The organism is Pseudoxanthomonas sp. Soil82, assembly GCF_040446535.1.
GTDB classification, from domain to species: domain Bacteria; phylum Pseudomonadota; class Gammaproteobacteria; order Xanthomonadales; family Xanthomonadaceae; genus Pseudoxanthomonas; species Pseudoxanthomonas kaohsiungensis.
This window is the reverse complement of record NZ_JBEAAK010000001.1, coordinates 649,589-667,505: the sequence shown is the minus strand read 5'-3', so window position 1 is coordinate 667,505 and position 17,917 is coordinate 649,589. Positions and strand designations below refer to the sequence as shown.

The 17,917-nt window shown below is 73.0% G+C and carries 20 protein-coding genes; 10 read left to right on the top strand and 10 right to left on the bottom strand.

The window, feature by feature from the left end; all coding sequences use genetic code 11:
* Positions 1–30 precede the first annotated feature (30 nt).
* The gene (locus tag ABKA19_RS02920; protein WP_353687572.1) at positions 31–1,230 is read left to right on the top strand and encodes a P1 family peptidase; all 1,200 of its coding nucleotides are present in this window, start codon (positions 31–33) and stop codon (positions 1,228–1,230) included.
* 54 nt (positions 1,231–1,284) lie between these two features.
* Here ABKA19_RS02920 and ABKA19_RS02915 read toward each other — a convergent pair whose 3' ends face one another.
* On the bottom strand, positions 1,285–1,734 hold the full coding sequence (locus tag ABKA19_RS02915; protein ID WP_353687571.1) for a hypothetical protein: 450 nt from the start codon (positions 1,732–1,734) through the stop codon (positions 1,285–1,287).
* 222 nt (positions 1,735–1,956) lie between these two features.
* Here ABKA19_RS02915 and ABKA19_RS02910 point away from each other — a divergent pair, with 222 nt between their 5' ends.
* Both ABKA19_RS02910 and xth (ABKA19_RS02905) read left to right on the top strand, forming a co-directional pair.
* Entirely contained in the window at positions 1,957–2,547 is a 591-nt protein-coding gene (locus tag ABKA19_RS02910; protein ID WP_353688031.1) for a DUF488 domain-containing protein, read from the top strand.
* A gap of 71 nt (positions 2,548–2,618) precedes the next feature.
* Positions 2,619–3,419 (top strand): exodeoxyribonuclease III, encoded by an 801-nt coding sequence (xth, locus tag ABKA19_RS02905; RefSeq protein WP_353687570.1) that lies wholly within the window; start codon positions 2,619–2,621, stop codon positions 3,417–3,419.
* A 49-nt stretch (positions 3,420–3,468) separates the two neighbouring features.
* On the opposite strand, the gene ABKA19_RS02900 is transcribed toward xth (ABKA19_RS02905), so the two are convergent.
* From ABKA19_RS02900 to ABKA19_RS02870, 7 genes are read right to left on the bottom strand one after another with little or no spacing between them, the layout of a single operon-like run.
* A complete protein-coding gene (locus ABKA19_RS02900; RefSeq protein ID WP_162378467.1) occupies positions 3,469–3,708 on the bottom strand; it encodes a hypothetical protein in 240 nt (79 codons plus the stop codon).
* A 36-nt stretch (positions 3,709–3,744) separates the two neighbouring features.
* On the bottom strand, positions 3,745–5,043 hold the full coding sequence (locus tag ABKA19_RS02895; RefSeq protein ID WP_353687569.1) for a DUF58 domain-containing protein: 1,299 nt from the start codon (positions 5,041–5,043) through the stop codon (positions 3,745–3,747).
* A 37-nt stretch (positions 5,044–5,080) separates the two neighbouring features.
* Positions 5,081–6,076 carry an AAA family ATPase gene (locus ABKA19_RS02890; RefSeq protein WP_353687568.1) on the bottom strand — a complete coding sequence of 332 codons (996 nt, stop codon included), beginning with the start codon at positions 6,074–6,076 and terminating at the stop codon, positions 5,081–5,083.
* Positions 6,073–7,230: a DUF4350 domain-containing protein gene (locus ABKA19_RS02885; protein ID WP_353687567.1), complete on the bottom strand. Its 1,158-nt coding sequence runs from the start codon at positions 7,228–7,230 to the stop codon at positions 6,073–6,075. Before ABKA19_RS02885 ends, ABKA19_RS02890 begins: the two co-directional genes overlap by 4 nt.
* Entirely contained in the window at positions 7,227–8,780 is a 1,554-nt protein-coding gene (locus ABKA19_RS02880; RefSeq protein WP_353687566.1) for a DUF4129 domain-containing protein, read from the bottom strand. The genes ABKA19_RS02885 and ABKA19_RS02880 overlap by 4 nt, the downstream gene beginning before the upstream one ends.
* A complete protein-coding gene (locus ABKA19_RS02875) occupies positions 8,770–9,780 on the bottom strand; it encodes a stage II sporulation protein M (protein ID WP_353687565.1) in 1,011 nt (336 codons plus the stop codon). The genes ABKA19_RS02880 and ABKA19_RS02875 overlap by 11 nt, the downstream gene beginning before the upstream one ends.
* Before the next feature lie 25 nt (positions 9,781–9,805).
* Positions 9,806–10,486, bottom strand: a complete 681-nt coding sequence (locus ABKA19_RS02870) for an RDD family protein (protein WP_162376173.1) — start codon at positions 10,484–10,486, stop codon at positions 9,806–9,808.
* A 140-nt stretch (positions 10,487–10,626) separates the two neighbouring features.
* On the opposite strand from ABKA19_RS02870, the gene ABKA19_RS02865 reads away from it, so the two are divergent.
* Positions 10,627–10,893, top strand: a complete 267-nt coding sequence (locus tag ABKA19_RS02865) for a YkgJ family cysteine cluster protein (protein ID WP_353687564.1) — start codon at positions 10,627–10,629, stop codon at positions 10,891–10,893.
* A gap of 115 nt (positions 10,894–11,008) precedes the next feature.
* Here ABKA19_RS02865 and ABKA19_RS02860 read toward each other — a convergent pair whose 3' ends face one another.
* The gene (locus ABKA19_RS02860; RefSeq protein ID WP_353687563.1) at positions 11,009–11,557 is read right to left on the bottom strand and encodes a gamma carbonic anhydrase family protein; all 549 of its coding nucleotides are present in this window, start codon (positions 11,555–11,557) and stop codon (positions 11,009–11,011) included.
* A 48-nt stretch (positions 11,558–11,605) separates the two neighbouring features.
* Between ABKA19_RS02860 and ABKA19_RS02855 the strand changes: the two genes are divergently transcribed.
* Both ABKA19_RS02855 and xth (ABKA19_RS02850) read left to right on the top strand, forming a co-directional pair.
* On the top strand, positions 11,606–13,150 hold the full coding sequence (locus ABKA19_RS02855) for a coniferyl aldehyde dehydrogenase (protein WP_353687562.1): 1,545 nt from the start codon (positions 11,606–11,608) through the stop codon (positions 13,148–13,150).
* Positions 13,151–13,211: 61 nt separating this feature from the next.
* Positions 13,212–13,982, top strand: a complete 771-nt coding sequence (gene xth, locus ABKA19_RS02850; RefSeq protein ID WP_353687561.1) for an exodeoxyribonuclease III — start codon at positions 13,212–13,214, stop codon at positions 13,980–13,982.
* 126 nt (positions 13,983–14,108) lie between these two features.
* On the opposite strand, the gene ABKA19_RS02845 is transcribed toward xth (ABKA19_RS02850), so the two are convergent.
* Complete coding sequence (locus ABKA19_RS02845) at positions 14,109–14,360, bottom strand: GlsB/YeaQ/YmgE family stress response membrane protein (RefSeq protein WP_353687560.1); 252 nt, start codon at positions 14,358–14,360, stop codon at positions 14,109–14,111.
* A gap of 126 nt (positions 14,361–14,486) precedes the next feature.
* On the opposite strand from ABKA19_RS02845, the gene ABKA19_RS02840 reads away from it, so the two are divergent.
* From ABKA19_RS02840 to ABKA19_RS02825, 4 genes are all read left to right on the top strand, one after another.
* Positions 14,487–15,092 carry a 4'-phosphopantetheinyl transferase family protein gene (locus ABKA19_RS02840; protein WP_353687559.1) on the top strand — a complete coding sequence of 202 codons (606 nt, stop codon included), beginning with the start codon at positions 14,487–14,489 and terminating at the stop codon, positions 15,090–15,092.
* A 235-nt stretch (positions 15,093–15,327) separates the two neighbouring features.
* Positions 15,328–15,966, top strand: a complete 639-nt coding sequence (rsmG, locus tag ABKA19_RS02835; RefSeq protein WP_353687558.1) for a 16S rRNA (guanine(527)-N(7))-methyltransferase RsmG — start codon at positions 15,328–15,330, stop codon at positions 15,964–15,966.
* Between the two features lie 58 nt (positions 15,967–16,024).
* Positions 16,025–16,831, top strand: coding sequence for a ParA family protein (locus ABKA19_RS02830; protein ID WP_353687557.1), 807 nt, complete (start codon positions 16,025–16,027; stop codon positions 16,829–16,831).
* Entirely contained in the window at positions 16,831–17,751 is a 921-nt protein-coding gene (locus ABKA19_RS02825; protein WP_353687556.1) for a ParB/RepB/Spo0J family partition protein, read from the top strand. Before ABKA19_RS02830 ends, ABKA19_RS02825 begins: the two co-directional genes overlap by 1 nt.
* Positions 17,752–17,917 lie beyond the last annotated feature (166 nt).

Below are 17,917 nucleotides of genomic sequence, written 5' to 3'. Positions count from 1 at the left end.
AGCGAAGCCGCAGCGGCTAGCATGGGCCGCATGAAAATCATCCTGCCGGCCCGGCTGCTGCTCGCCTGCCTCATCGCCCTCAGCCTTCCTGCCGGAGCCTTCGCCGACGAGACCCCGCGTCCGCGCGCACGCGAGGTCGGCATTGTCGTCGGCACGCTCGCGCCCGGGCCGCGCAACGCGATCACCGACGTGGACGGTGTCGGCGTCGGCCACGCGACGCTGGCGCAGGGCACCCGCTTCAATACCGGCGTTACCGCGGTCGTCCCGCATCGCGGCAACCTGTTCCACGAACGCGTGCCCGCGGCGGTCGTGGTCGGCAACGGGTTCGGCAAGCTGCTCGGCGTGACCCAGGTCCAGGAGCTGGGCGAGCTGGAGACGCCGATCCTGCTGACCGGGACCCTCGGCGTGTGGAAGGTGGCCGATGCGCTCACCGCGCACCTGCTCGCGCAACCGGGCATGGAGCAGGTGCGCTCGATCAACCCCGTGGTCGGCGAGACCAACGACGGCTACCTCAGCGACATCCGCGCGCGTCCGCTGGGCACCGCGCAGGTGGAGCAGGCACTGGCGCGGCTGTCCCATGGCGAGGTCGGCGAAGGCGCGGTGGGAGCCGGCGCCGGCACCGTCGCATTCGGCTGGAAGGGCGGCATCGGCACCAGCTCGCGCCGGCTGCCCCCGGAGCAGGGCGGCCACACCGTGGGCGTGCTCGTGCAGAGCAATTTCGGCGGCCACCTGACCGTGGCCGGCGTACCGGTGTGGAAGGCGCTGCCCGATCCGGCGGAAGTCGCGCAGGCAAGCCTGCCGGCCCCCTCGGCGGGCGATGGCAGCATCATGATCGTGGTCGCCACCGACGCGCCGCTGGACCCGGCGGCGTTGCGGCGCCTAGCCACGCGGGCGCTGACCGGCCTGGCCCGCACCGGGTCGGACATGTCCAACGGCTCGGGCGACTACGTGATCGCCTTCTCCACCGCCCCGCAGAATCGCCGCCGGCCCGACGTGCGCGTGCAGCCGGCCGCCAGCGTCGCCAACGACATGATGACGCCGCTGTTCCAGGCCACGGCCGAAGCCACCGAGGAGGCGATCCTCAACTCGCTGCTGCGCGCGCATACCGTGCACGGCCACCGCGGCACCGCGCCCGCGCTGCCGCTGGCGCCGTTGCTGCAGGCGCTGGATGCGGCTGGCGTGCGGGAACCGCCGAGCGTTTGCGCCGCGTCCAGCGCGCAGCCCTGCTAACCTGACTTGCGACGCCCGATCCGGCCAGGACGAAGTCCTGCCGGGCCGCACACCTCAGAACGCCAGTCGCAAGCCCGCCGGCATCGGCGCCGCCAGCGCGGGCGCCTCCGCCGCGTCGAGCGACTCGAGCCAGTGCAGCACCGAGCGCTGCAGGTCGAGCGCGGCGGCGCACTCGCTCGCCAACCCCTCGATGCCGGCGAAGCGCAGATAGGGCAGCAGGTCGGCATAGGCGGCGATCTCGCGACGCTCCAGGCGACTCCAGTCGGCCAGGGTCGCCGTGCGCGGCAGCGGTTCGGCCGATGATCCGGTCAGGCGCTGGGCCAGGGTCGGGCTGGTCATCTGCAACGCGTGCAGGATGCTCGCGCGCTGCGCACTGGTCTCCACCCCGTGCAGGTCGGCGCGACTGCGCACCCGCTCGGGCAGGGCGCGGTTGTCCGAGATGGACTCCAGCACCCGCAGCCCGTGGTCCTCGACCCGATAGGCATCGGCGAGGCGGATGTTCAAGGTGACGAGCGGCGCGGCGTCCATAAGGCATCGGCGGTGGGGGATGGCGCCACGGTGTCACCCCGCGCGTGAACGCAGCATCCAGACCGGCCACCGCGATCGCGCGGTTCCTGACTGCTTCAGCCGTTGAAGCCCCGCGGACTCACCTGGCCTGGATGCGTGCTGCGCTAGCTTCGGCATGTTGATCCCCCGCCGACGGAACCTGCCGTGAAGCAAGCGCCCGTGGAAGAGCCGGACTTCGCCTGCAACAGTGGCGCCAGCAGCCCGGGCGGACTACCCGCACTGTGGACGGTCGGCCACTCCACGCGGCCGTGGGACGACTTCGTGGCGCTGTTGCGGCACCACCGGATCGAGGCGATCGCCGATGTGCGTCGCTTCCCGGGGTCGCGCCGCCATCCCTGGTTCGCCAGCGAAGCCATGGGCGAGGCGTTGCCGCGCACGGGCATCGCCTATCTGTGGCTGCCCGGGCTGGGCGGGCGGCGACCGGTCCAGCCCGGCTCGCCCAACGGCGCATGGCGCAACGCCGCCTTCCAGGGGTATGCGGACCACATGGCCAGTGCCGAGTTCGCGCACGCCCTGGAGCGGGCGCTGGCGCTGGCGGCCGGGCAACGCACGGCGTTGCTGTGCGCCGAGGTGCTGTGGTGGCGCTGCCATCGCCGGCTGGTCGCCGACCTGCTGAGCCATCGCGGCCATGAAGTGCTGCATATCATCGACGACGCGCCGCCGCAGCCGCATCCGCTGCATCCGGCGGCGCGACCGGCGGGCGATGGTCTGGTCTATCCCGCGGCGCAGGCGGGCCTGTTCCCGGCCTGACTCCGCGGCATGACGCGCCCTTCGCACCGGTTGCGCTGGCATGGGCCCGGACCGGACGGGCGAGGCGGGCGATGCCGCGACGCAGGACACTCAAGCTGGCCACCTTCAACGTCAACGGGATCGGCACGCGCCTGCCGCACCTGCTGGCGTGGCTGGCGCGCGAGGAACCGGACGTGGTCGCCCTGCAGGAGCTGAAGGCGCCCGACGGATCCTTTCCGGAAGCCGAGCTGGAGCAGGCCGGCTACGGTGCGATCTGGCGCGGCCAGCGCTCGTGGAATGGCGTGGCGCTGCTCGGGCGTGGCGTGATGCCGGTGGAAAGCCGGCGCGACCTGCCGGGCGACCGCGCCGACACCCAGAGCCGCTACATCGAGGCGGCGGTGCATGGCGTCATCGTCGCCGCGATCTACCTGCCCAATGGCAACCCGCAACCGGGGCCCAAGTTCGACTACAAGCTGCGCTGGATGCAGCGCCTGGCCGACCACGCGCGCGGCCTGGTCGGGCAACCCCATCCGGTGGCTATCCTGGGCGATTTCAACGTCATTCCCACCGACGACGACGTCTACGATCCCAAGGCCTGGCGCAAGGACGCGCTGATCCAGCCGCAGGTGCGGGAGGCCTACGCGCGCCTGCTGGCGCAGGGATGGACCGATGCGCTGCGCCACCTGCATCCGGAACAGGCGCCGTACACGTTCTGGGACTATTTCCGCCAGCACGCGCAGCGCGATCGCGGGCTGCGCATCGACCACCTGCTGCTCAATCCCGTGCTGGCCGCCGGGCTCAGGCGCGCCGGCGTGGACCGATGGGTGCGGCTGCAGGAAAAGGCCAGCGACCATGCGCCGGCCTGGGTCGAGGTCTCGCTTCCGCGCGCGTGAACACCCGCGCGATCCGGGCGAGGCGACCTGACGTAAGCGAGGCGGGGCGTCAGCCCGGCGGGCGCCGGTAGAGCGCGGCGTTGATGCAGGCGAACACGCTGACCACGAACCAGCCGAACGGCAGCAGCGACAGGGTCAGCAGCCAGGTCACCACGAACGCGATGCACGCGCCGAGGAACCACAGGATCGCCGACAGCACCCGCCCCTGCAGCAGCTGCCCCAGGCCGGGCACGAAGAAGCTGCACAGCGCCGCGATCACGTTGCCGGCCGAACCCTGTCCCGTCGCCATGGCCTGCTCCCGCATCCTGGATGAGTGGCCTACAGGCTACAGCAGTCCGTCGCGCTTGACCGCCAGGTAGCGTTCGACCAGCGCCGCCGGCAGGTCGGCCGGTGCCACGTCCACGGTCATGACCCGGTGCTGGCGCAGTGCGTCGTGCGCGGCCGCGCGCTGGGCCAGGTAATGGGCCACCGCGCCGGCGTCGATCGCATCGTCCAGGGTCGCCACCGGCGCATCGAGCACCGCGTCGAGCACCTGCTCGCGCAGGCTGGCCACGCAGACCAGGTGCCGGCGCTGCAGCAGGCGCACGGCGGCCAGCAGTTCCTCGCTGTCCTCGTCGCGCACGTTGGTCACCAGCATCACCAGCGCGCGGCGCGGATGCTGGCGCGCCAGCCGCGTGGCCAGGGCCAGGTAGTCGGTGGCCACCGGCGCGGGGTCGAGGTCGTAGCTGGCGCGCAGCAGGCCGTCCAGCGCGCCCATGCCGCGCTTGGGCGGGACCCAGCGCTCGGGCCCGCCGCCGGCAAGCAGGCCGACTGCGTCGCCCTGCCGCAGCCCCAGCCAGCCAACCACCAGCGCGGCATTCAACGCGTGGTCGAAGTGCGACAGCCCGCCTTCGCTGGCCAGCATCCGCCGGCCGGTGTCGACGACCAGCAGCAGCTGCTGGTTGCGCTCCTCCTGGTATTCGCGCGACACCAGCTTGCGGGCGCGGGCGGTGGCCTTCCAGTCGATCCGGCGCAGGCTGTCGCCGACGCGGTACTCGCGCATCTGCTGGAAGTCGGTGCCCTCGCCGCGACGCCGGCGCAGGTGCGCGCCGACCAGGCGCGAGGCCTGTTCGGCGCTGAACAGCGCCAGCCGCGCCAGCGGTGCGAAGTCCGGATACACGCGCACCTGGCGCGGCGCGCCGGCGATGCGCGACTGCGTCCAGAGCCGCAGCGGCGAGCGCAGGCGCAACTGCGTGCCGGGGAACTCCGCCAGCCCTCGTGCGGCGGCGGTGAGCCGGTAGCGGATCGTCGTGGCTTCGCCGGGCGCCAGGCGCAGCCGCTGCGGCAGGCCCTGCACCGGCCAGCCGACCGGGTGCAGGTCGAACACCTCCAGGTGCTGGCGGCGGGTGGAGGTGAACTGCAGTTCCACGTCGCGGCTGTGGCCGACCGGCAACGCGTCGGGCAGCGCGCGCTCCACCTGCGGCGTCGGTTGCCGGCGCAGGCGCAGGCCATCGAACGCGGCAAGCATCGCCAGCGCGGCACCGGTCCACCACCACGCCGCCCACGGCGCGCGACCGGCCAGGACCCACGCGCCCACCGCCGCCCAGGCTGCGAGCACGACCATCAGGGCCGGCGCCGGCCTCACCGGCGATGACCCCGCGGCGAATGCGCGCGATGGCCGCTCACTGGCGCGGTGCCTCCACGCGGGCCAGCAGTCCATTCAGCACCTCGTCCACCGACTGCCCGTCGATCTGCAGCTCCGGCGCCAGGGTGATGCGGTGGCGCAGCGCCGGCAGGGCGATGGCGCGCACGTCGTCGGGGGTGGCGAAATCGCGGCCACCGAGCACCGCCTGCGCGCGCGCCGCGCGAACCAGGGCGATGCTGCCGCGCGGACCGGCGCCCAGGGCGATGCCGGGCGCCTTGCGCGTGGCCGCGACGATCCGCACCGCGTAGTCGAGCACCGCCGGGTCGACTGCCACCTGCGCGGTGCCTTCCTGCATCGCCCGCACCTGTCCGGCATCGAGCACGCGCCGCACCTGCGACAGGTCGAAATCGCCGCCGCTGCGCCCGCCGGTGGTCGCCTCGACCAGGCGCTTCTCGTCCTCCAGCTTCGGATAGCCGATCAGCACCTTGAGCAGGAAGCGGTCCAGCTGCGCCTCGGGCAGCGGATAGGTGCCCTCCTGCTCGACCGGGTTCTGGGTGGCCAGGGCCATGAACGGCGGCGCCAGCGCGAACGAGCGGCCTTCGATCGTCACCTGCCCTTCCTGCATCACTTCCAGCAGCGCCGACTGGGTCTTGGCCGGCGCGCGGTTGATCTCGTCGGCCAACAGCAGGTGGGTGAACACCGGGCCGCGGCGGATCTTGAAGCTCTCGGTCTTCGGGTCGTAGACCGCATGGCCGCTGACGTCGCTGGGCATCAGGTCCGGGGTGAACTGCACCCGCGCCCAATCCAGTTCCAGCGCCTGGCCCAGCGCGCGCACCAGCAGGGTCTTGCCCAGTCCGGGCACGCCCTCGATCAGGACATGGCCGCCGGCCAACAGCGCGACCAGCACCTGGTCCAGCGCCTCGTCCTGGCCGATGAATGCCCTGGCGACCTCGGTGCGGACCTCCTCCACGCGCTCGGCCAGTGCGGTGCCGGTCATCGGCGTGGCGGCCTCGGGGGTGACGGTGTCGTTCATAGCCGGTTCCTCATCTGGATCAGGGTGCGCACGCGCGCAAGATAGGTTTGACGGTCCTGCACGCCGTTGCGGCTGAGCGCGTCGCGCACCAGGTAGTGCGGCAACTGCATGCGCTCGGCCAGCGCCTGCACGCGGGCCTCGCCGGCCAGCGCGGCGGTGGCCGGGTCGCGGCGACGCAAGCGCGCCAGGAACGCCTCGCGCACCGCCTCGTACAGCAGCGGCGCCTGGCCCAGGCGATGCAGCAGCGCGCCGCTGGCGCGCACGTGTTCGCGCAGCGAACGGCGCGCGCCCGCCGGCGAAGGCAACCAGGGCCCGAAACGCTGCGCACGACGCCACAGCGCACCGGCCAGCAGCAACGCCAGCGGCAGCCACAGCGGCCAGCCATGGCGCGCCAGCCGCCACCACAGCGACGGCAGGTACGTGGCGTGGACCAGGTGCACGGTGCCGTGTCCGTAGTTGGGCGCCAGCAACTGCCGCGCCAACGCCTGGTGGGTGGCCTCGTCCAGCTGCGGGTTCTGCAGGAAATCGAAATCGGCCAGGAGGTCGACCGTGCCGCGGCCGTGGTCGATGCGCACGAAGGCATGGCCGGCCTCGGCGTCGCCCCACGCCAGGCGCGGCCGGACATCGCCCAGCCGCAGCCGCCGCCCTTCGCACAGCTCCACGTGCGGATCGCCGGCCTCCACCTGCAGGTGCACGCATTGCGGCGCGGCCAAGGCTTCCACGCCGAGCCGGTGCAGCAACGGCGGCACGGCGGACCCGGCCGCGGCGTCGTCTTCGTCCCCGTCGCCCGGTCCCGGCGGCGGCGTGCGCACGAGCAGGTGGCCGCCACGGTCGACCCAGTCCAGCAGGGCATCGACCTCGTCGCCGCGCATCCGCGCCGGGTCGATGTCCAGCAGCACCGTGTCGCCCGGCGCGCCGGCGAACAGCTCGGGCTGCAGGCGCTGGCGACTGATCGCGCGCTGGCCGTCGGCCACCAGGCTCTGGCGCAGGGCGTAGAGCGGGTTCCACAGCACCTCGCCGCTGGCCGGTTCCGGTTCCTGCTCCTCGACCCGCTCATGGGTGTGCAGGAACCAGGCCACCGCGGCGACCACCGCGGCCGCGCCCACCAGCGCGAGCACGGTGCCCTGCAGCCATCGCTGCGCCCGTGGCGTCATCGACCCCATCCCCATTGCGCGTGCGAGGCGTCGAGCATCGCCTCGAACTCGGTGTCCTTTGGCAGGCGCCCGGCGTAGGCGGCGTACTGCCACGTGCGCACCACCCGCGCGAACAGCTCGCGCGCCGCATCGGCCGGCAGCCGCCGCGACGCACGCAGGCATTGCGCCTCGGTCGCGCCGGGTGGCAGTTCGATCCCGGCCTCGTGCGCCATCGCCTCGACGCTGCCGCGGTAGAGCAGCGACAGCGCATCGCGATGCCGGCCCTGCTGCCAGAGCCGGCGCGCGGCGCTGGCGATGTCGTCGGGCAGCGCTTCCGGCAGCGCCAGCGGCGCGCGCTGCACCGGCGGTGCGGTGGCGGGGGCGCGGCGTCCGGTGCCCTGCAACCAGGGCAGCCAGCGCGGCGCGGTGACCACCAGTGCCAGCAGCGCGACCGCCGCGAGGACCCACAACCCCCACTCGGCGACCAGCGACAGCAGCGCGGCCAGGCCGGACAGGTCGGGGCCCTCGATCTCCGGCAGGTCGCGCCCGGGCGTGGGCTTGCGCTTCCAGCGCACCACCGTGCGCTCGCCGCCGAACAGCGGATCGTCGTAGGCGCGTTGCGCGGCCTTGCGGAACGAAGCGTCTTCGGCCAGGTCCGGGCCGAACACCTGCGCCAGGGTGGCCGGCGCATCCGCATCGCCCGCCACCTGCCGGGTCGGCGCGGGCGCTGCGGCCTGCGCTTGTGCTTGCGCTGGTGCCGGCAGCAGCCAGGCGCAGGCCAGCACCGCCAGCACCAGCCCGGCGGCGGTCCGCGCATGCAGGCGTTCGCGCAGGCGGCGGAAGGCCAGCTCCACGTCCCAGGCCTCGGTCTCGGTGCGGCGGTTGAGGTACAGGCCGAAGCCGGCGGCGACGTAGAACGGCCCGACCAGCGACATCGCCAGCCAGCCGGCGACATTCATGCCCAGCTCCATCCATGGCGGCGGCCCCGCCAGCACCACCCGCCAGAACGAGCGCACCGAGTCGGGCAGCAGGTCGGCGGGAATGGCGATGAACACCGCGGCCAACGAGCCCAGGGTCAGCGCGAACTCGAACAGCCAGCAGGTCCAGGTCAGCAGCGCGCCCTGCGCGTAGGCGGGACCGCCGACCACGCGCCGGCGCGCACGGCGTTGCGCGGCGGCGGTACCTTCGAGCATGTCCACCGGCATCAGCAGCGAGCGGGCCAGCGAGAACCGGCGCCACAGCAGGTAGCCGGCCAGCGCGCCGCGACCGAACCGCCACTGCGCGCGCAGGACCTGCGCGGTGGTGGGGCTGGTGCCGAACACGCCGCGCGACAACACGTACAGCGGGATGCGGTCGAACGCCGGCTTGAGCCACCACAGCAGCACCGCCGCCAGCCAGAACAGGTCCGTCCACCAGGCCAGCGCGTTGAGCAGCGCCAGCACCGGCAGCGTGGCCAGCAGCCACGGCCGCCAGATCGCGCCGGCGTGGCGGCGCAGCAGCGCGGTGCCCAGTTCCATCGCTTCCCACGAGGAGCGCGGGCGCAAGGCGACGTCGAGGTCTTCAGGGCGCATCGGCGTCCTCCCCCGGGGGCACGCCCTGGCCGCCGCGCCACAGCCAGCCGATCACCGCCAGCCACAGCACCGCCGATACGGCGTACTTGCCCCAGGCCGGGACCGACTGGGTCGAGGACCAGAACGCCTCGACGAACGCGGCCAGCAGCAGCATCACCGTGATTCCCAGGCACAGGCGCGCGCCGATGCGGCCGGCGTGCACCAGCGCGTCGCGGCGCCGGCGTCGCCCCGGCGCGACCAGGCCCAGGCCCAGGCGCAGGCCGGCGCCGCCGGCGATCACGATCGCGGTCAGCTCCAGCGGCGCGTGCCCGGCGACGAAGCGCCAGAACGGATCGCCGTGCCCGATCGCCTGCAGGTGGCCGGCCACCGCGCCGATGTTCACGCCATTGGCGATCAGCACCAGGATCGTGCCGACCCCGGCCAGCAGCCCGCCGGCGAAGGTGCGCAGGCCGATGCTGATGTTGTTCATCACGTAGTGCCCGAACATCTGCCAGTCGCTGCCGGCGTCCCGGCCCAGCGCGTGGCGCGCGTCCGAGGGGTCGTACATGGCCTCGATCTGCGCGATCTGGCGCGGGTCGAGCACGTGGTGGACCAGTTCCGGCCGCCACTGCAGCAGCACGAACAGCCCGACCAGCGGCAGCGCGAACAGCGCCAGCGAAGCCCACATGCAGCCGGCCTGGCTGCGCACCAGTTGCGGGAAGCCGGCGACCAGGAACCCGGCGGCGCGACGCCAGCGTGGCGGCCGCGCGCGGTAGAGCACGGCGTGCCCGCGCTGCATCAGGCCCTGCAGCCGCTCCAGCAGCGGCGTGCTGTAGCCGCGTCGCCGCGCCAGCGCCAGTTGCTGGCACAACCGCCGGTAACGCGCAGGCACCTCGCCGTCGTCCAGCCCGACCGGGGCCGTGCCGGGCCGGCGGCGGCCACCGTCGCCATGCGCCTGCAGCCACAGCTCGAAGGCGTCCCACTCGGCCCGGTGGCGGACGACGAACTGCTCCTGCTTCACCGGCCCGCTCCGCTTCGAGGCGACATCAGCGGCGCCCCAGCAGCCAGTTCGCGATCCCGTAAAGGCGGCGCACGCCCTCGCCGCCGGCGGTACCGGTCAGCGGCTGCAGCAACGCGGCCAGCTCGGCCTGGCGCGCGGCCGACAGCCGCGGTGCGCGCTCGCCGAAGGCGACGATCGCCGCCTGTTCGTCGGGCAAGAGCGACTGGCCCGGCGCCTGCGGCGGCACCGGCGGCAGCACCGGATCGATGCGCCTCGGCGCTACGTGCACGACCAGGGTGTCGGCGACCAGGTCACCCAGGCGCCGGCCATGGCGGTCGCACAGGCAGGCGACCAGGCCGGTGGCGTAGGCGAACGGCAGCATGTCCACCGTCCGCATCAGGTTGCGCACCACCGCCGGCAGCCAGCCTACCGGTGCGCCGTCGCCGGCGACCACGCGCAGTCCCAGCGCGCGCTTGCCCGGGGTCTGGCCGTGCCAGGCCGCCTCCAGCACGATCGGATAGGCCCAGAACACCAGGAACAGCGCGACCAGGTACAGCCCTCCGCCCAGGCCGCCCAGCGCGCCGAGCACCATCGACAGCGCCAGCAGGATCGCCCCGCGCAGCAGCAGGTCGATCAGCCAGGCCAGTGCGCGCGGCACCGGCCCGGCGGCCGGCAGGTGCAGGACCACGCCCTCGGGCGTGAGCACCTCGCGGTACGTGTCCAGCATGGCGACGGCCGGCGACGCGGTGGCCTGCACACCCCCGTGCCCGGCAACGGCCTGTAGCGGCATGCGTTCCCTCGTCGTTTTCCCCGGTCCCGACTTTAGCGGCCCGGCCACCCGCTTGCCCAGCGCATAGACTGTGCGCCATGGACACCCCACCGGCCTGCCGCGGCGGCTGCGCCGCCTGCTGCACGGCGCCCTCGATCAACTCGCCCATTCCCGGCATGCCCCAGGGCAAGCCGGCGGGCGTGCCCTGCGTGCAGCTGGACGGGGCATTGCGCTGCCGGCTGTTCGGCCGCCCGGAACGTCCCGCGTTCTGCGCGTCGCTGCGACCGGGCCCGGAGATGTGCGGCGGCAGCCGCGAGGCGGCGATGGCGATCCTGGCCGCGCTGGAAGCGGCGACCGCGCCCTGAGCGGAACAGGCAACGCGCTGCGTCGGCAGCCTGCAGCCGATCGGACTGGCAGTGGCAGCCCGGACCGGCAGCGGCAGCGCGGTACCGCCAGACGCCGGCAGCCCGCGCCGGCCGGTCAGTCGCCGATGCCCAGGTAGCGATCCTTGAGCCGCACGTAGTGCGCGGCCGAGTAGTGCAGGCTTTCGATCTCGCGGTCGCTCAGCTTGCGGGCGAAACGGGCCGGGTTGCCCAGCCACAGCTCCGCCTCGCCGACCACCTTGCCGGGGCCCACCACCGCGCCGGCGCCGACGAAGCCGTACTTCTTCACCGTGGCGCCATCGAGGATGCAGGCGCCCATGCCGATCAGGCACAGGTCCTCGATCGTGCAGGCGTGGATGATCGTGCCGTGGCCGACGGTGACGTCGGCGCCGATCAGGGTCGGGTGCCCGGCCCGGTTGAACGGGCTGTGGTGGCTGACGTGGACGATGGTGCCGTCCTGGATGTTGGTGCGTTCGCCGACGCGGATGTAGTTGACGTCGCCGCGCAGCACGCAGCCCGGCCAGACCGAGGCATCGTCGGCCAGTTCGACGTCGCCGATGACGGTGGCGGCGGGATCGATGTAGACACGCGCGCCCAGGCGCGGGGCCTGGTCGAGATAGGGTCGCAAGGGGGGAAATCCGGCCATGGCCCATTGTATTGAATTCCCCTCCATGGCTGGCCGTAGACTGCGGCGATGACGACCTCCGCCACTGCCGCCACCGCCGCCGCGAACACGGCGATCACCGCAGCCAACGCCGCGATCGCGGCGGCCACCGCCACCGGGCGCGGCGGCGACGGCGACGGCGACGGCGGTAATGGTGGGCCGCAGCAGGAGCCGGTGACCGCCGTCGACGGCCTTCGGCCCGCGTTGCGGCAGCTGCGCGAGGCCTGGCAGGCCCACCCGCCGGGTTACGAGCAGCGTCGCGACGACCTGCACCGGCTGCGCGCCGCGCTCAAGCGACGCCTGCCGGAAATGGCCGGGGCGGTGGCCGCCGACTTCGGCCACCGCTCGCACGACGAGAGCCTGCTCGCCGACGGCATGACCGTGCTGACCGCCATCGACCACCTGCTGCGGCACCTGCGCGGGTGGATGAAGCCGCGCCGGGTCGGCGCCGGCTGGCGGCTGTGGCCGGCGCGCGCGCAGCTCCGCCCCATGCCGCTGGGCGTGGTCGGGGTGATCTCGCCGTGGAACTACCCGGTCAACCTGGCGCTGATCCCGCTGGCCACCGCGATCGCCGCCGGCAACCACGTGTTCCTCAAGCCCTCCGAACATACGCCGCGCACCACCCGCTTCCTGCATTCGCTGCTGTCGGAGGTTTTCCCCGCCTCGCGCGTGGCCGTGGCCGAGGGCGGCGCCGACCTGGCCGGTGCGTTCGCCGCGTTGCCGTTCGACCACCTGGTGTTCACCGGTTCCACCGCGGTCGGGCGCAAGGTCATGGCCGCGGCCGCGGCGAACCTGACCCCGCTCACCCTGGAGCTGGGCGGCAAGTCCCCGGCGATCGTCTGCGCCGACTATCCGCTCGACCGCGCTGCCGCGCGCCTGGCCACGGGCAAGTGGTTCAACGCGGGGCAGACCTGCATCGCGCCCGACTACGTCCTGCTGGTCGGGCGCGAGCGGCGCGACGCGCTGGTGCGCGAACTGCGGGCGCAGGTCGCCGAGCGCTACGGCGACCTGGGCGACGGCGCGCGCGACTACAGCCGCATCATCAACGACGGCCAGTTCGCCCGGCTGCAGGGCTATCTCGACGAGGCCCGCGCGCGCGGCTGCGAGGTGCTGCCGCTGGCCGACCTGCACGATCCGGCGCAGCGCCTGTTCGCGCCGGTGCTGGTGCTCGATCCGCCCGACGACCTGGCGCTGATGCGCGAGGAGATCTTCGGCCCGGTCCTGCCGCTGCGCTGCGTGGATTCGCTCGACGCGGCGATCGCCTTCGTCAACGCGCGCGACCGGCCGCTGGCGCTGTATCCCTTCAGCCACGACCGCCGCCAGGTCGAGGCGATCCTGCGCGCCACCGTGGCCGGCGGCGTGACCGTCAACGACACGCTGCTGCACTTCGCCGCCGAGAACCTGCCCTTCGGCGGCGTCGGCGCCAGCGGCATGGGCGCCTACCACGGCCGCGCCGGCTTCGATGCGATGACCAAGGCCGTGCCGGTGCTGTGGCAGGCCCGGCGCAGCGCCACCGACCTGCTGCACCCGCCGTATCCGCGCATCCGCCGGATGATCGACCTGCTGCTGCGCTGAGCCGGCGCCGCGTGCGGACGCGGGGCTATGCTATGCGCCCGACCCCACGCGCATCGGCTCCATGAAGATCGCCAGCTGGAACGTCAATTCGCTCAACGTGCGCCTGCCGCACTTGGAACAGTGGCTGCGCGCGTTCGGCCCCGACGTGGTGGGGCTGCAGGAAACCAAGCTCGAGGACCACAAGTTCCCCGATACCGCGCTGGCCGGCCTCGGCTATCGCAGCGTGTTCTCCGGGCAGAAGACCTACAACGGCGTGGCGATCCTGTCGCGCGAGGAACCGCGCGACGTGCTGGTCGGCGTGCCCGGCTTCGAGCACGAGCACCGGCGGGCGATCAGCGCCACGATCGGCGACCTGCGGATCGTCAACCTGTACGTGGTCAACGGCCAGGACGTCGGCACCGAGAAGTACGAGCTCAAGCTGCAGTGGCTGGCCGCGGTGCACGCCTGGCTGCGCGAGGAAGCGCGCGCGCATCCGCGGCTGGTGGTGCTGGGCGATTTCAACATCGCCCCGGACGAACGCGACGTGCACGACCCGGCGGTGTGGAACGACACCCACATCCTCACCTCGGCGCCCGAGCGTGCCGCGTTGGCCGACCTGCTCGCGACCGGCCTGCACGACGGCTACCGCCTGCTGCACGAGGAGGGCGGGGTGTTCAGCTGGTGGGATTACCGGCAGGCCGCCTTCCGTCGCAACCTGGGCCTGCGCATCGACCTGACCCTGGTGTCGGAGGCCCTGCGGCCGCAGCTCGCGGCGGCCGGGATCGATCGCGAACCGCGGACCTGGGAGCGTCCCAGCGACCATGCCCCGGCCTGGATCGAGCTGGCGCGGTGATCGCGCGCGGGGTGGAATGGCACCGGGCGACGCCGGTCGAACGGGCCCTTCGCACGAGGCGTCGGGCCGCCATAAAAGCGGAGGCCCGGCAAGCCGGGCCCCGCCATCCCCTGTCCGGTATTGGCCTCAGCGCACCCGGCCGCGCGTGAACAGGTTGACGATCGCCAGCAGGATGACCGCACCGACGATCGAGAACAGGAAGGTACGGATGGTGATGGCTTCGTTGATGCCGCCACCGAAGATCCAGCCGGCCAGCACCGCGCCGACGATGCCCACCACGATGTTGAGCAGGATGCCCTGCTGTGCGTCGCGCTTCATGAGCAGGCTGGCGAGCCAGCCGACGATGCCGCCCACGATCAACCAGATGATGATACCCATGCTCTTGTCCTCCTCGGTTTTTCCACGGAATCCATCCCGCATCGCAGGATGCGCCGGGACATCAGACGCGCCGGGGCGTGAAGCGACCGTATATCCGTGCGCGGATGGCGGACGCGAGCATTGAGCGTGTCGGCGCAGACGCAGCAGTGGCGGTTCGGTCCGGTGGACGTGATCGCGCTGCCGCACGAGCCGGGCCTGCGCGGGGAGCCGCAGGTGCGCGACCGCCTCGCGCACTGGCTCGGCGATCCCCAGGCCTCGCCCCCGCTGGCGCGCGATGAATGGGGCCGGCCGCGACTGCTGGCGCCGTACCAGGATCGCGATGCCGGCTGGAGCCACAGCGGCGAGCAGCTGCTGCTGGCGCTGGGTCGCGACGTGGTCCTGGGGGTGGACCTGGAACGCTGGCGGCCGCGGCCGCGCGCGCTGGAACTGGCCGCCCGCTATTTCACGCCCGGCGAGACCCGGCGCCTGCGTGCGCTTCCAGCCGACGCGCGGGAGGCCGCGTTCCTGCGCCTGTGGTGCGCCAAGGAGGCGCTGCTGAAGGCGCACGGCCGTGGCCTGGCGTTCGGCCTGCACCGGCTGGAATTCAGCGGCATGGACGACGCGGCGGACGCGCCGCTGCGCCTGGTGGCCTGCGATCCGGCGCTGGGCGAGCCGGGGCGCTGGCAACTGCACGAGTGGGAGCCGCAGCCCGGCTACCGCGCCGCCCTCGCCTGGCGCCCGCGCTCCCCGTAGGCGCCGATCTTCATCGGCGACCCTTTCCGGCCGGACGCCCGACGGTCCAGGGCGCCCCGTGCATGGCTGGCTTTCGCAACTTGCCATTGGCTGCAGCCGGCGCGTCGAGCCGCCCGCAGGCGGAGCGCAAATTCCGGCGCAGCCGCCGGCGCGGGGCGAGGGGTCGTCGGTGACGATCGAGCTTCGTGCAGGAGGCGCACCGGCCAACATGGGCCATCGGCGATACTGCCTCCCCATGGACACCCCCTTCCCCCCCGCCCTGCGCCAGCGCCTGGACGACGGCCTGGCCGCACTGGGCCTGGACCGCGCGCTGGCCGCGCCGCTGCTCGAGTACCTGGCGCTGCTGCTGCGCTGGAACCGCACCTACAACCTCACCGCGATCCGCGACCCGGACGAGATGGTCGTCCGCCACCTGCTCGATTCGCTGGCGATGCAGGCTTACGTGCAGCCCGGCGCGCTCGCCGACCTGGGCACCGGGCCGGGCCTGCCGGGCATTCCGCTGGCGATCGCCCGCGCCGATGTCCAGGTCACCCTGGTGGAGAGCAACGGCAAGAAGGCCCGGTTCCTGCGCGAGGCGGTGCGCCAGCTCAGGCTGGGCAATGCCCGGGTCGCCGAATCGCGCGCCGAGGCGGTCGACGAGCCGGGCGCCTACGCCCAGATCACCGCCCGGGCGATGGATACCCTGGCCGGCATCCTCGAGGTCGGCGGCCACCTGCTGGCCCCGGGCGGACGCCTGCTGGCGATGAAAGGCGTGAACCCGGTCGAGGAAATCGCCGCCCTGCCGCCCGGCTGGACCGCGCTGGCGGTGCATCCGCTGGCCGTGCCGGGGCTGGGCGCCGAACGGCACCTGGTCGAGGTGGGACGGGGGCCGTGAAATCCGCATAATGGCCCGTTCCGGACCCTGGGCGGTCCCGCACCTAGGCAGCTCCCGCATGGCCCGCATCATCGCCATCGCCAACCAGAAGGGCGGCGTCGGCAAGACCACCACGGCCGTCAACCTGGCCGCCGGCCTGGCCCGCGCGCCCAAGCGGGTGCTGCTGGTGGACCTGGATGCCCAGGGCAACGCGACCATGGGCAGCGGGGTGGACAAGCGCGAACTGGAGGCTTCGACCTGCGACGTGCTGCTGGGCGAGCGCGACGCGCGCTCGATCCGGGTCACCACCGCCGAAGGCTTCGACCTGCTGCCCGGCAACATCGACCTGACCGCCGCCGAGATCCAGCTGATGGAGCTCGACGGCCGCGAGCAGAAGCTCAAGGAAGCGCTGGAGCCGCTGCGCGGCGACTACGACTTCATCATCGTCGACTGCCCGCCGGCGCTGTCGCTGCTGACCCTCAATGCGCTGACCGCCGCCGACTCGGTGATCGTGCCGATGCAGTGCGAGTACTACGCGCTGGAGGGGCTGAGCGCGTTGATGGAGACCATCGAGGCGCTGCGCCAGCGCCTCAACCCGGGCCTGGAGATCGAAGGCGTGCTGCGGACCATGTTCGACGTGCGCAACAACCTGGCCAACGCCGTGTCGGCCGAATTGACCGACCACTTCGGCGATCGCGTGTTCCGCACCATCGTGCCGCGCAACGTGCGCCTGGCCGAGGCACCCAGCCATGGCCAGAGCATCGTCGGCTACGACGCCGCCTCGCGCGGCGGCGTGGCCTACCTGGGCCTGGCCGGCGAGGTGATCCGCCGCCAGACCGAGCGCGAACGCGGCGCCAGCCGCCCGCATCCGGCGGAGGTGGCGTGATGAGCACGGCCAAGAAACGCGGCCTGGGCCGCGGGCTGGAAGCGCTGCTCGGCCCGAAGGGCGCCGCCACCGCCACCGCGCCGGCGCAGGTCGAACAGCCGCAGCCGGGCGATGTGCTGCGCACCCTGCCGGTGGCGCAGCTGCAGCCGGGCAAGTACCAGCCGCGCAAGGACATGGACCCGGACAAGCTCGAGGAGCTGTCGGCCTCGATCCGTGCCCAGGGCGTGATCCAGCCGATCGTGGTGCGCGAGCTGGCGCCGGGTCAGTACGAGATCGTCGCGGGGGAGCGCCGCTGGCGCGCCTCGCAGCTGGCCGGGCTGAGCGAGGTGCCGGTGGTCCTTCGCGAGCTGGACGACCGCACCGTCATCGCCATGGCGCTGATCGAGAACATCCAGCGCGAAGACCTCAACCCGCTGGAAGAGGCCCAGGCCCTGCAGCGGCTGATCGACGAGTTCTCGCTGACCCACGCCGAGGCCGCCGCCGCGGTCGGCCGCTCGCGCGCGGCGGTGTCCAACCTGCTGCGCCTGCTCGACCTGCCGCCGGCGATCCGCGCCCTGGTCGAGGCGCGCCGGCTGGAGATGGGTCACGCCCGCGCCCTGCTGACCCTGTCGCCCGAACTGGCCAGCAAGCTGGCCTACGAGGCGGCCGAGAACGGCTGGTCGGTGCGCGAGGTCGAGCACCGGGCCCAGCAGTTCGCGGCCGGCAAGGTGCCGTCGGGCGGCGGCGCGGCGCGCAAGCCGGGCGCCGCGCGTGCGCAGCAGCCGGACATCGCCACGCTGGAGACCGAGCTGTCCGAATCGCTCGGCACCCGGGTCGCCATCGCCCACGGCAAGGGCGGCAAGGGCAAGCTGGTCATCCACTACACCGACCTGGACACGCTCGACGGCGTGCTGGAACGGCTGCGCCCGCGCCAGGGCTGACGCCGCCGCTGTAGGAGCCGATTCATCGGCGACCCGACCACCCAGCGGACCCACACACGATCCCATCCGCCGATAGCCGGTCTGCCTGGGCACGGCCATGCAACAGGGGTGGTATCGACGCCTGCATCGGGTCGCCGATGAATCGGCTCCTACAAGCGCAGGCGCA

Excerpts from the sequence above, each read along its gene's own strand:
- ABKA19_RS02890 (WP_353687568.1), bottom strand. The coding sequence starts at position 6,076 with ATGAACGACACCGTCACCCCCGAGGCCGCCACGCCGATGACCGGCACC.
- ABKA19_RS02825 (WP_353687556.1), top strand. The coding sequence starts at position 16,831 with ATGAGCACGGCCAAGAAACGCGGCCTGGGCCGCGGGCTGGAAGCGCTG.
- ABKA19_RS02860 (WP_353687563.1), bottom strand. The coding sequence starts at position 11,557 with ATGGCCGGATTTCCCCCCTTGCGACCCTATCTCGACCAGGCCCCGCGC.
- ABKA19_RS02845 (WP_353687560.1), bottom strand. The coding sequence starts at position 14,360 with ATGGGTATCATCATCTGGTTGATCGTGGGCGGCATCGTCGGCTGGCTC.
- ABKA19_RS02865 (WP_353687564.1), top strand. The coding sequence starts at position 10,627 with ATGGACACCCCACCGGCCTGCCGCGGCGGCTGCGCCGCCTGCTGCACG.
- ABKA19_RS02920 (WP_353687572.1), top strand. The coding sequence starts at position 31 with ATGAAAATCATCCTGCCGGCCCGGCTGCTGCTCGCCTGCCTCATCGCC.
- rsmG (WP_353687558.1), top strand. The coding sequence starts at position 15,328 with ATGGACACCCCCTTCCCCCCCGCCCTGCGCCAGCGCCTGGACGACGGC.
- ABKA19_RS02855 (WP_353687562.1), top strand. The coding sequence starts at position 11,606 with ATGACGACCTCCGCCACTGCCGCCACCGCCGCCGCGAACACGGCGATC.
- xth (WP_353687570.1), top strand. The coding sequence starts at position 2,619 with ATGCCGCGACGCAGGACACTCAAGCTGGCCACCTTCAACGTCAACGGG.
- ABKA19_RS02880 (WP_353687566.1), bottom strand. The coding sequence starts at position 8,780 with ATGCGCCCTGAAGACCTCGACGTCGCCTTGCGCCCGCGCTCCTCGTGG.
- ABKA19_RS02830 (WP_353687557.1), top strand. The coding sequence starts at position 16,025 with ATGGCCCGCATCATCGCCATCGCCAACCAGAAGGGCGGCGTCGGCAAG.
- ABKA19_RS02870 (WP_162376173.1), bottom strand. The coding sequence starts at position 10,486 with ATGCTGGACACGTACCGCGAGGTGCTCACGCCCGAGGGCGTGGTCCTG.
- ABKA19_RS02885 (WP_353687567.1), bottom strand. The coding sequence starts at position 7,230 with ATGACGCCACGGGCGCAGCGATGGCTGCAGGGCACCGTGCTCGCGCTG.
- ABKA19_RS02900 (WP_162378467.1), bottom strand. The coding sequence starts at position 3,708 with ATGGCGACGGGACAGGGTTCGGCCGGCAACGTGATCGCGGCGCTGTGC.
- xth (WP_353687561.1), top strand. The coding sequence starts at position 13,212 with ATGAAGATCGCCAGCTGGAACGTCAATTCGCTCAACGTGCGCCTGCCG.